Annotated in this window: 12 protein-coding genes; 6 read left to right on the forward strand and 6 right to left on the reverse strand. The window is 64.8% G+C overall.

The features are described 5' to 3' along the window. Positions 1–306 precede the first annotated feature (306 nt). Positions 307–570, reverse strand: coding sequence for a hypothetical protein (locus tag V5A38_RS01005; protein WP_332323880.1), 264 nt, complete (start codon positions 568–570; stop codon positions 307–309). Positions 571–624: 54 nt separating this feature from the next. Beyond that, positions 625–888, reverse strand: coding sequence for a hypothetical protein (locus V5A38_RS01010; protein ID WP_332323881.1), 264 nt, complete (start codon positions 886–888; stop codon positions 625–627). Positions 889–978: 90 nt separating this feature from the next. On the opposite strand from V5A38_RS01010, the gene V5A38_RS01015 reads away from it, so the two are divergent. Both V5A38_RS01015 and V5A38_RS01020 read left to right on the forward strand, forming a co-directional pair. Beyond that, positions 979–1,545 (forward strand): GNAT family N-acetyltransferase, encoded by a 567-nt coding sequence (locus tag V5A38_RS01015; protein ID WP_332323882.1) that lies wholly within the window; start codon positions 979–981, stop codon positions 1,543–1,545. A gap of 50 nt (positions 1,546–1,595) precedes the next feature. Then, positions 1,596–1,790: an HEWD family protein gene (locus tag V5A38_RS01020; RefSeq protein ID WP_332323883.1), complete on the forward strand. Its 195-nt coding sequence runs from the start codon at positions 1,596–1,598 to the stop codon at positions 1,788–1,790. Between the two features lie 25 nt (positions 1,791–1,815). On the opposite strand, the gene V5A38_RS01025 is transcribed toward V5A38_RS01020, so the two are convergent. Continuing rightward, on the reverse strand, positions 1,816–2,496 hold the full coding sequence (locus tag V5A38_RS01025) for an HAD-IIB family hydrolase (protein WP_332323884.1): 681 nt from the start codon (positions 2,494–2,496) through the stop codon (positions 1,816–1,818). Positions 2,497–2,838: 342 nt separating this feature from the next. Here V5A38_RS01025 and V5A38_RS01030 point away from each other — a divergent pair, with 342 nt between their 5' ends. Next, the gene (locus tag V5A38_RS01030) at positions 2,839–3,303 is read left to right on the forward strand and encodes a hypothetical protein (RefSeq protein WP_332323885.1); all 465 of its coding nucleotides are present in this window, start codon (positions 2,839–2,841) and stop codon (positions 3,301–3,303) included. A gap of 213 nt (positions 3,304–3,516) precedes the next feature. On the opposite strand, the gene V5A38_RS01035 is transcribed toward V5A38_RS01030, so the two are convergent. Beyond that, on the reverse strand, positions 3,517–4,590 hold the full coding sequence (locus tag V5A38_RS01035) for a phytoene/squalene synthase family protein (protein ID WP_332323886.1): 1,074 nt from the start codon (positions 4,588–4,590) through the stop codon (positions 3,517–3,519). Between the two features lie 175 nt (positions 4,591–4,765). Between V5A38_RS01035 and V5A38_RS01040 the strand changes: the two genes are divergently transcribed. Then, positions 4,766–5,953: an acyl-CoA dehydrogenase family protein gene (locus V5A38_RS01040; RefSeq protein WP_332323887.1), complete on the forward strand. Its 1,188-nt coding sequence runs from the start codon at positions 4,766–4,768 to the stop codon at positions 5,951–5,953. A 162-nt stretch (positions 5,954–6,115) separates the two neighbouring features. On the opposite strand, the gene V5A38_RS01045 is transcribed toward V5A38_RS01040, so the two are convergent. Together V5A38_RS01045 and V5A38_RS01050 are read right to left on the reverse strand one after the other, a co-directional pair. Next, positions 6,116–6,958 (reverse strand): deoxyribonuclease IV, encoded by an 843-nt coding sequence (locus tag V5A38_RS01045; RefSeq protein WP_332323888.1) that lies wholly within the window; start codon positions 6,956–6,958, stop codon positions 6,116–6,118. A 330-nt stretch (positions 6,959–7,288) separates the two neighbouring features. Next, positions 7,289–7,678 (reverse strand): VanZ family protein, encoded by a 390-nt coding sequence (locus tag V5A38_RS01050; protein WP_332323889.1) that lies wholly within the window; start codon positions 7,676–7,678, stop codon positions 7,289–7,291. 220 nt (positions 7,679–7,898) lie between these two features. Here V5A38_RS01050 and V5A38_RS01055 point away from each other — a divergent pair, with 220 nt between their 5' ends. Both V5A38_RS01055 and V5A38_RS01060 read left to right on the forward strand, forming a co-directional pair. Further along, positions 7,899–8,354 carry a YbhB/YbcL family Raf kinase inhibitor-like protein gene (locus V5A38_RS01055; protein WP_332323890.1) on the forward strand — a complete coding sequence of 152 codons (456 nt, stop codon included), beginning with the start codon at positions 7,899–7,901 and terminating at the stop codon, positions 8,352–8,354. 88 nt (positions 8,355–8,442) lie between these two features. Continuing rightward, positions 8,443–9,189 (forward strand): SagB/ThcOx family dehydrogenase, encoded by a 747-nt coding sequence (locus V5A38_RS01060; RefSeq protein WP_332323891.1) that lies wholly within the window; start codon positions 8,443–8,445, stop codon positions 9,187–9,189. Positions 9,190–9,193: the final 4 nt, after the last annotated feature.

A 9,193-nucleotide genomic window follows, 5' to 3' on the forward strand; every position in this document is an offset into this window, starting at 1 on the left:
AATCACTATGAGGCGGCGGCTCACGTTTCGCGTTCGAACGCGTGACGTACGCGAGAGAGTGCCCGAACAGCTTCATATCCGGCGTGAACGACTCGATACTGGCGGTGTCGTCGATCTCTTGTCGCGGGACGTTCGCCTCGCCGAGACTGGGTTCGAGGACTGCGAGCTCCGGGGGCGTATCGGGGAGCCGGTTGAAAAAGGGCCGACGCTGCTTCCGGACTGCATGAGATGAGCCTGCACTCAGCGGGCGGAGACGTTTCCGGGCCAGGAGGGCTGGGGAGCGGCAGCAAAGACGGCAGGTCGCGCTCAGGCGATGACCACGAAGAACTGCATGGTCGCGAACACGCCGGCGAAGATGGCGAACGCCACCGCGATGGTCGACGGGTTCTGTCGGGTCCCGGTGTAGGCGGCGTGGCTGACGAAACCGAGGATGATGATGCCGAACAGCAGGTCGAAGAGGTTGGCGTCGATCGGGCCGCCGGTGAGGGCTGGAATCGCCCAGATGAGCAGCGAGACGAACCCCGACCAGCCGAAGCCGGCGAGGAAGATTTCACGTTCGGGTAGCTCCATACCGTCACTGAGGGGGTCAGCATAGTTGAACGCTGGGAGTTCGAGCCGCGGCGCTCAGAGCAGCAGCGCGACAGTCGCGAGCGCTGCGGCGGCGACGGCGCCGACCCAGGGAGCACTCCGCTCCGTGGGGCCGCCGAGCGTCTCCGGGCGAAGGACGCCGACGGCGGCGACGAGGGTGAGCAGTCCGCTTCCGGCCAGCGCGGCCGCGTTACCGGGCCAGACCCCGACACGGAGGATGGCGAGCCCCCAGTTCAGCGACTGTGCGACCCCGAGCCAGCAGAGCGCGAGCCAGAACGTCTGGCGGGGTGTGAAGTCCACGTCCGACCTGCGGACGGGCCGGCGGAAAAGCTATCGAATGAGCCGCTGTCGGGAGTAATTCATTTCCCGAAGCTCTCCGACGGTGTCAGTATGGAGCTTCGCGACGCGATGCAAGCGGACGCCGAGGCGGTCGCGACGGTGGCCCGCGCGTCTTGGCACGAGGCCTACGACGAGCTGGTGGGCGTTGAGACGGTCGATTCGACGGTCGACCGGTGGTACGACCTCGAGTCGCTCCGCAAAACTATCGCGGATGCTACTGAGGTGGATTCGGAGGCGAGTGACGAGCAGACGGTGTTCCTCGTCGCTGAGCGCGATGGGGAGGTGGTCGGGTTTACGAACGCCGGGCCCGCGCCTGACTCTGAGAGCGGCCCGGACGCCGATGGGTTTCTCGCCCGGCTCTACGTTCATCCGGACTGCTGGGGCGCGGGTATCGGAACCGGTCTCGCCGGCCGGCTCGCCCGGCGGCTGCAGGACATGGGCTACGAACGAATCTGGCTGGAGGTGTTCGCCGAGAACGATCCCGGGCGTGAGTTCTACGAGTCGCTCGGCTTCGAGCGAGTTGGCAGCGAGCGAGAGACGTTCGGCGGCACGGAACTGACAACCCTCCAACTCGCGATGGACGTTACGGCGCTCGTGGCGGCCACGGCTGCGGACTGAGCGGTTCCGACAGCCAAAGACTCATATCCCTCCGTTGCCTTCGGCTGGTCATGACTGGAGTCCTCCGCACGCCCGACCACCGCATTTGCGAACGATGCGACCGGGTCGAGCGGTACGACGAGGACATCGGCGGCTGGCGGGCAACCGAGGTCAGCGACGTGAACTGCATTCACGAGTGGGATATCGACGGCAAGTTTATTCCGATACGGGAAGCGGCCCTGACACCGACGGCTGAGGAGTGCTGAGTCCGCCGCTTCGACCCGTTTTCCGCTACGCTGTCTCTCGCTCGCGTATCGCCTCGAGCGCCGTCAGCGTGCCGTCGACGTACGACGCGTCCAGCACGTGAGTTGCTGCGGATTTCGCGGCGTCGACGGCGTTGGCCACGGCGTAGGACTCGTCGACGACCTCGAACATCGAAACATCGTTCGCGCTGTCGCCGATAGCGACGAACTCCTCGGGCGCGTAGTCGAGGGTGGTGGCCATCTCACGCAGCGCCAAGCCTTTGCTCACGCCCGGGCTCTTGAGGTGGTAGGCGTACTGCGTGTCGACGAACTCCAGGTCGAACTCCGTGGCGACTGCACGCAGTAGCGCCTCGTCGGCAGTTCGGCTCGTTGCAACCTCCGTCTCACGCCAGCGGTTGACCGTGTCCGTCTCACCCCAGCCGAGTTCACCGCCCCGGGCGCGGAACGCCTCGACGGCGGCGTCGACCGTTTCGGGGTCGCCGGTGTAGCGGAGTTCGTCCTCCGCGAGCGCGATGCCGCCGTTCTCGGCGATGACGCGCTCGGGGATGCCGACGAAGTGACAGAGCGCGACCGGGTAGGGGAACGCCTTCCCGGTGGCGACGACGACCGGCGCGTCCCACGTCGGCAGCACCGCGAACACTCGCGGGTCGATGCTGTGCTCGGGTGTGGTCAGCGTGCCGTCGATATCGAGCGCGAGCGGCGGGACCATTGGCTGGAGTGTCCGTGTGCGGGTCGGAAAACGTTCTCGAAACTGGCGTCCGGTCTCAGCGGTCTCGTGTCGACTCTTCGGCGATGGTGTCGGACGTGGGCTCCGTTTCGGTAGCCAGACGCGATGATGAGGCCGGGCAGAACCCCGGCCAGGATGTTCTGGAGAACTAACACCGAGTAGGCGAACGCCAGCAGCCACCCGATCGCCAGGCCGGCCGTGACGACCGGTGACGGCGAGGGTGGTGACCAGTCGAACATGCGATATGGTCAACTGCTCGCCACACAACTGTTGCTCCGCTCCTGAGGAACAACCCTTTTCGCCGTGGCCCCGGAACCTCGTACCATGGTAGACGACGAAGCAAACGCTGACGAGGAAAGTGAGCCCGCCGAAGAGAGCACGGAAGCGGAAGGTAGCGAGGAGAAATCCTTCCGCGAGCGCGTCGAGGAAATCCGCGAGCGCCGCGAAGAGGAGCGCGAGGAGGGCGAGGCCCCCGGCGCTGGTCCGGACGGGATGGGCGGCGGCCCGCCGGGCATGGGCGGCGGCGAAGGCCCCGGTGGCGGCGGCAATCCGTTCGCACAGATGATGTCCGGCATGATGGGTGGCGGCGGCCCTGGTGGCCAGGGCGGGATGGGTGGCGGCCCGCCGGGGATGGGCGGCGGTCCCGGCGGCCAGGGCGCCGAAGGTCGCGGCGAATCCGGCGGCAGTCAGGTCAACGAGGATCTGGTTCGGGAGGTCCGGCAGCTCCGCGACGAAGTGCGTGACGCGACGCGGGAGCTCCGCCGCATCGCCGACTCGCTGGAAGACTGAGGCAGTCTCGCTCCGACGTTTTTTCGTCGTTCACCCAGACAGCAACAGCGACGTGGCTCTGTGGTCGGTGAGACATCCTGTCACTCTGCTGGTGAGCCCGCTTCGTACTGCCGGACAGAACGATGCAACTATCGCTCGCCGTGGATCGGCCGTCACCTGGTGTGATGGTTAGCGGCTGGTGAGCAACTCTGTATTGACTGCTGTCCGGCAGTATCAGTCGACGCCGGTTGCCGTGCGGTGGAACGGCTTGGCGGCGATGCGCTGGCGAAGCGAGGCGAGGGAGTCCCGGTCACGGCCGCTCATCGCGCTGACGACGGCGAACACCTCCTCTCGGGAGACTTTGACGCCGGCTGCCGTGAGCGCGTCTTCGGGGTGCTCCTGGAGTTCACGCAGCGTCCCCACAGCAAGGAGGAACGGGACCGCCCACGCCTCTAACGTGTTGCCGTCCCGCAGCGGAACGTGTTGGAGATAGGTCTGGGCGCCGTCGACGTAGCTCCGCGCCAGGGTGGTCGTCCGGCGGACGACCGAAGCGACCCCGTTCGTGTTCCCCGGGTCGAGCACGTTGTCCTGCTCGACGCCCTCCTCGGTGAGCCACTCGGCGGGGAGATAGACGTTGTCCTCGTGCTCCTTGTCGTCGTAGACGTCTTTCGAGACGTTCACCAACTGGAGCAGCAGGCCGAACTCCTCGGCGGTGTCGTAGAGCGTCCGTTCGCGGGCCGGGTCGACCTCCCCGCGGGTCACCAGATTGGTGATGAGGTTGCCGACGGTGCCGGCAGCGTAGTAGCAGTAGTCCTCCAGCTCCGAACGGTTCTGGAGGCGGAGTCCACCCTCGGCCGCGTACCGTTCGACGAACTCGCTCATGCCCGAGACCATCTCCCGGACGGGCGGCGTGATCGCCTCGCGCACGTCGGTCGGCAGCGCCTCGAACGTCCTCACGATTCGCGGTGCGCTCTCGACGACCTCCCAGTCGGCCTCGCGTTCGGCCTGTTCGGGGAGCCACCCCTTCACGTTCTCCTGGAACGTTTCGATATCGGCCTCGTCGGCCGGGTCGAGGGCGGCATTGTACTGTCCCAGGAGCGCGGCCTGCTCCACAGGCGGGATGTGTGAGGCGTCCTCGACGGTGTCGGCGACGCGACAGAGTAGGTAGCCGAGGCAGATGTGGGAGGACATCGGCTCATCCAGCAGGTCGACGGTCAGTGCGAAAGTGCGCGAGACGTCCTGGACGGCCTCGTGGCACCACGCGAGGTCCGTGTTGGGAACGTCCGGGCGAGGATCGGGTCCGGGCATTCGGTTTATGGGTCCATACGACGAGGGGAGTTAAAAGTCTCTCCAAAGCGGCCTCAGCCCCCGAGTTCGCCAGAAACCCGTCCTTTCTGGGAGGGCTAATTTCGTCGACGCAGCCATCCGGCGGCGCCATGGGAGGGTAGAAAACCCTAAGCGCGACGCGGAACTCGGTTGAACCATGGACTTCAGCCTCACGGCCGAGCAGCGACAGATTCGTGACACTGTCGCGGCGTTCGTCGACGACGAGGTCGTTCCCCGCGCCGCCGAAATCGACGAGACCGACGAGTTCCCGGCCGACCTGGTCGCGGAGATGGCCGAGTTGGGTCTGCTGGGGATGCCGTTCCCCGAGGAGTACGGCGGTGCTGGCCTCGATTACCACTCTTACGCCATCGGTATCGAGGAGATCTCGCGGGGCTCGGGCGGGCTCGGAACCATCGTCGCGGCCCACACCTCACTGGCTGGCAACATGGTCTACGAGTTCGGTGACCAGGCCCAGAAAGAGGAGTATCTCACGCCGCTCGCAGAAGGGACGGATATCGGCGCGTTCGCACTCTCGGAGGCCGGCGCGGGCAGCGACGTGCCCGCGATGACCACGAAGGCGGAGAAACGCGAGGCGGGTACCGCCTCGGAACGGAGCGGCGGAGCCGCGGAGAAGGACGGCGACGAGTACGTCATCGACGGCGGGAAACTCTGGACCTCGAACGGCTCGGTCGCGGACACGGTCATCGTGTTCGCGAAAACCGACCCGGAGGCGGGCAACAAGGGGATCAGCTCCTTCGTGGTTCGCCCCGAGGAGGATGACGGCTTCATCGTCGAGGGCACGGAGCACAAGCTGGGAGACAAAGGCTGTCCAACTGCCGAGCTCCGCTTCGACGACCTGCGTCTCCCCGCAGCCCGCCGCCTCGGCGACGAGGGCGAAGGGTTCGTCCAGTCGCTGAAGACGCTCAACGGCGGCCGAATCTCCATCGCTGCAAGAGGTGTCGGCATCGCCCGGGCGGCCAAGGAGGAGGCTGTGGACTACGCCACGGACCGGGAGCAGTTCGACCAGCAGATTGCGGAGTTCCAGGCCATCCAGCACAAGCTTGCAGATATGGACACGAAGATCCAGACTGCGAAGCTGCTGATGCACAAGGCCGCCGACCTGAAGATGGCCGGCGACGACTACATCAAGCAGGCCGCACAGGCGAAACTCCACGCCAGCGAGGTGTCCCGGGAGGTGGCCAACGAGGCCATCCAGGTCCACGGCGGCTACGGCTACACGAAGGATTTCCCCGTCGAGCGCTACTACCGCGACGCCAAACTCAACGAGATCTACGAGGGGACCAGCGAGGTGCTTCGGAACACCATCGCCCAGCGGATGTTGTAGGCGCCCCCGACAACGTCGCTCTGTTCTCGGTTCGGCGGGATGGACCCCGTCTCATAGTGATTACGGCGAATAGTGTCATCGACGGTGTCGAACGCCGCCGGTTCAGGGGCTCCCATCACCGACACGGATGGTCACGGCGGGACAGACTCGCAGTAATCACTATCAGTCCTCTGTGCGGATCTCCCGTACCTTCTCGATGTTCCAGCTGTCGCCTTTCTCGTCTGCGGGCGTCTCCAGGACCATGGGTTTCTCGCGAAACGCCTGGTGGGTGAGGAACTGACGGAAGCCCGCCTCTCCGATTTCACCCTCCCCGATATGCTCGTGTTCGTCTTTCTCGGAGCCGAGCGGATGTTTCGAATCGTTGAGATGCAGGTAGTGGACGTTCTCGATGCCGACGGTCGAATCGACTTCCTCGACGAGTTCGGCCATCGCTGCTTCGGCGGTGAAGTCGTAGCCAGCGGCGAAGAGGTGGCAGGTGTCGAGGCAAATACCGAGCTCGTCGTACCCGTTGGTCGACGTTTCGACCATCTCGGCGAGTTGCTCGAGGCGCTTGCCGACGGTGGTTCCCTTTCCTGCCGTGTTCTCCAACAGGAGGGTTACGTCGCCCGGCACGTCGACCTTCGACAGCCGCTCACCGACGTTCTCGACCCCGGCTTCCTCGCCGGCACCCGTGTGCGCGCCGGGGTGGAACACGTAGTACGGAATGCCGAGTGTTGCCGCCGTGTCGAGTTCGGCCTGCACGCAGTCGAGAGAGTTCTCCGCGAGGTCATCCTTCGGTGTGGCCAAATTGATGAGATACGTGCCGTGGACGATCCACGGGCCGACGTCCCGCTCGTCGGCGGCGTCGCGAAACGCCTGTGCCGCTGTCTCGTCGACCTCGCTGACAGCCCAGCCGCGGGGAGACCCGACGAAGACCTGCCCACAGTTCCCGCCCAGCTCCACCTCACGTTCGACGGCTGCTTCGAAGCCATCCGAGATAGAGACGTGTGCACCGACTCTGAGCATATCTGAATGTTGTGAGGTTGCCAGTTAACGGTTTGTGGGTCTCCCGGTGACCGGGGGCGGATCCACCAGTCGGTCGCTCCGGTCCTGTCTGTTCCACCTTCGGCTACTGGACTACCACCGCACGGGACCTGGCGAGACCGGGTACGGAGCTGAGCGAGGCCACTGGACCGGTATGGAGCACCTTCCGGCTCAAGAACCCGGTTCTCGAGCCAGCATGGACAATCGGGACGTTCACCGCGCCCGCCCGACTGGTCGTGGTCGTTATGACGCCACTACTCTCCCTCGGGACGAACGATACTCACCCGTCTTTGCCCCGCCTGCTGTGACCTCTCACAGACAGTTCCTGGTCGGCGCATCGTTCACAGCGTACCAGCCAAAAGCGGCGAGGATCGCACCGATCAAGCCAGCAAGGACGTCTATCGGTTCGAACGCACGCCCGGGAACCCACTTCTGCAGCCGACCGGTTGCCAGGCTGTGGATGGTCGAGGCGCAGACTGCGAGGGCCGCAGCCTCCCCGTCAGTCCAACGACCAGTGTTGAATGCGGTCGCCAATGACACGGCATAGGCTGCGTGGCCGACGAGATGCAGGAACTTGTCCGGACCCAGCCATTCCCATCCCCGACGGCGTCGGAACGGCGATGGTACGAGCGACGCGAGAACGAGAACGGCCGTGCTAACGGCAACCGCCGTCCACCGAGCGCTGGGAGACCGGTTGCGCATAGGTGTCGGTACGTCTTGGGGCTCTTTGCTATCTGGAGGCTATAGTCGGGTTTCTGTATGTCCTCACAGGGACGCCGACAGTCTGGAACCGATTCAGCGGGGCCGTTCAGCATCTGGACGCGGTACTCCTACTGTTTCGGTAGCGCTGACTACTGTTCCAACACGTTGAGAATAACCGGCAGTTTTCATGCCGGTTCGAACTCAACTCGTTAAAGGACCAATGACTACCCCACAACTGACGAGTCCGGCGTTCGAAAACGGCGGTCCGATCCCGGATAAGTACGGGTACACGGTGGAAAACGTGAACCCACCCCTCGAAATCGACGGTGTACCCGACGAAACCGAGTCAGTAGCCCTGGTGATGGACGACCCGGATGCAGTCGAACCGGCTGGGAAAATCTGGGATCATTGGGTAGTCTGGAACATCGACCCGGCTACCACGACGATTCCAGAGGACTGGGATGCTTCCGGAGCCGTTGAAGGACGAAACGATTACCGTGAACAGGGGTACGGCGGCCCGAACCCGCCGGATCGCGAACACACGTACCGGTTCCGACTCTTCGCACTCGACCAACAGCTCGACCTCAGTCCAGCTTCGACAACTGACCAACTCGAATCCGCGATGGCTGGGTCGATCCTCGCCGAGACGCAGTTCCACGGAGTGTACGCTCCGTGACCTCCTCGCCCACATGGAGACGGTGGAGACTGGCAATCTGCAGTGACCGTCGTTGGGAGTATCGCCGTTGGTCACCCACGGGATACCGATGACCATCGAGCAGCCTTCACGGCGGACGATTCTGGCGTTTTTCGTGATTGCGGGCCTGTCGTTGCTTCTGAATCTCGTCTTCGGGGCGTTCAGAACTGCCCGGCCCGACGGCGGTGAAAGATGGCAAGGAGCCGAATCCGTCCCACTACCCTCACCGAGCGGGGAAAGTGACGTCTCAGTCGAGGAAGCGATCGCGAACCGCCGATCGCGGCGTGCGTACGGTGATGAACCCCTCTCACGGCGTGAAGTCGGACAGCTACTCTGGGCAGCACAGGGTGTCACGGAACGAACGACGGGCTATCGGACGGCGCCGAGCGCCGGGGCGCTATATCCACTCGAGGTATACGTCGTCGTTGGCACCCCCGGTGTGGAGGACCTCGAGAGCGGTGTGTACCGCTACCGACCGGAGAACCACGAACTGGCTCGCGGGAGGACCGGGCGCGTCCAGTCGGAGTTACGGGCTGCTGCACTCGACCAGGAGTACGTCGAAGCGGCTCCCATCGACATCGTCGTGTGTGCCGTCGACGAACGGACGACGCGGAAGTACGGAAAGCGGGGTCGTCAGCGGTACGTTCCGATGGAGGCCGGCCACGCCGGTGAGAACCTCTTCGTGCAGGCCGAGTCCCTCGGACTCGCGACTGTTTCCGTCGGCGCCTTCTCCGACGACCGCGTGCGAGCCGTTCTCGAGGCGCCAGCGAAGCAGCGACCGCTGTACATTTTTCCGGTCGGAACGCGGCAGTCCTGATCGC

Source organism: Halolamina sp., assembly GCF_036626355.1.
In the GTDB taxonomy this organism is placed as follows: domain Archaea; phylum Halobacteriota; class Halobacteria; order Halobacteriales; family Haloferacaceae; genus Halolamina.

What these genes read in the sequence shown, in the direction of transcription:
- V5A38_RS01005 (WP_332323880.1), bottom strand. Translation starts at nt 570, where the DNA reads ATGGAGCTACCCGAACGTGAAATCTTCCTCGCCGGCTTCGGCTGGTCG.
- V5A38_RS01015 (WP_332323882.1), top strand. Translation starts at nt 979, where the DNA reads ATGGAGCTTCGCGACGCGATGCAAGCGGACGCCGAGGCGGTCGCGACG.
- V5A38_RS01020 (WP_332323883.1), top strand. Translation starts at nt 1,596, where the DNA reads ATGACTGGAGTCCTCCGCACGCCCGACCACCGCATTTGCGAACGATGC.
- V5A38_RS01025 (WP_332323884.1), bottom strand. Translation starts at nt 2,496, where the DNA reads ATGGTCCCGCCGCTCGCGCTCGATATCGACGGCACGCTGACCACACCC.
- V5A38_RS01030 (WP_332323885.1), top strand. Translation starts at nt 2,839, where the DNA reads ATGGTAGACGACGAAGCAAACGCTGACGAGGAAAGTGAGCCCGCCGAA.
- V5A38_RS01035 (WP_332323886.1), bottom strand. Translation starts at nt 4,590, where the DNA reads ATGCCCGGACCCGATCCTCGCCCGGACGTTCCCAACACGGACCTCGCG.
- V5A38_RS01040 (WP_332323887.1), top strand. Translation starts at nt 4,766, where the DNA reads ATGGACTTCAGCCTCACGGCCGAGCAGCGACAGATTCGTGACACTGTC.
- V5A38_RS01045 (WP_332323888.1), bottom strand. Translation starts at nt 6,958, where the DNA reads ATGCTCAGAGTCGGTGCACACGTCTCTATCTCGGATGGCTTCGAAGCA.
- V5A38_RS01050 (WP_332323889.1), bottom strand. Translation starts at nt 7,678, where the DNA reads ATGCGCAACCGGTCTCCCAGCGCTCGGTGGACGGCGGTTGCCGTTAGC.
- V5A38_RS01055 (WP_332323890.1), top strand. Translation starts at nt 7,899, where the DNA reads ATGACTACCCCACAACTGACGAGTCCGGCGTTCGAAAACGGCGGTCCG.
- V5A38_RS01060 (WP_332323891.1), top strand. Translation starts at nt 8,443, where the DNA reads ATGACCATCGAGCAGCCTTCACGGCGGACGATTCTGGCGTTTTTCGTG.